This window comes from Mesorhizobium sp. M0152 (assembly GCF_040322415.1).
In the GTDB taxonomy this organism is placed as follows: domain Bacteria; phylum Pseudomonadota; class Alphaproteobacteria; order Rhizobiales; family Rhizobiaceae; genus Mesorhizobium.
This window is the reverse complement of the sequence record NZ_JAMYTH010000130.1, coordinates 1-671: the sequence shown is the minus strand read 5'-3', so window position 1 is coordinate 671 and position 671 is coordinate 1. Positions and strand designations below refer to the sequence as shown.

At 65.9% G+C, this 671-nt stretch carries 1 protein-coding gene; it reads left to right on the top strand.

Annotated elements, in window-relative coordinates; genetic code table 11:
- Window positions 1-671 (top strand): Ig-like domain-containing protein (locus tag NKJ26_RS33475; protein WP_352700130.1); only part of this gene is annotated, 671 nt, incomplete at both ends.

Here is a 671-nt window from a genome sequence, read left to right as displayed (position 1 = left end):
CCGCAGGCCAACAATGACGGCCCGGTGACGCCGGCCGAGGACACGGCGGTGATCATCAACGTGTTCGTCAATGATGTCGCCGGCGCCGATGGCGTCGACCTGACGAGCGGCATTGCCAAGGCGAGCGACCCGGCGAAGGGCATCATCGCCTACAATGGCGACGGCACCTTCACCTACACGCCGACGGCCGGCCAGACCGGCTCGGACAGCTTCACCTACACGATCACCGACAAGGACGGCGACACCTCGACGGCGACGGTGACCATCAACCTGGCCGCCGATTCGACCCCCTCGGTGGTATCGACGACCAACCTCACCGTCGATGAGGATGGCTTTGCCAATGCCGCCGTCGACACCACGACGGCACGCGCCGACGAGACCAACTCGACCGAGAGCCTGACCGACACCAGCGGATCGGCCAAGGTGACCTTCGGCAACGACGTGCCGGTCAACCTGGCGACCTCGATCGTGCTGGTCGACACGCCGGCCCTCGACGGCCAGTTGCAGACGCTGGCCGGCAATCCGGTGGTGTTTGCGCTCGACGCGGGAACCGGCGACCTGGTCGGCAAGGACGGCGGCACGGAAGTGATCCGCATCCATCTCACCGGCGCTACCTTGAGCAATATCGCGACCGGCGAAGTCACCTACACCTACTCGACCACGCTGTCGCA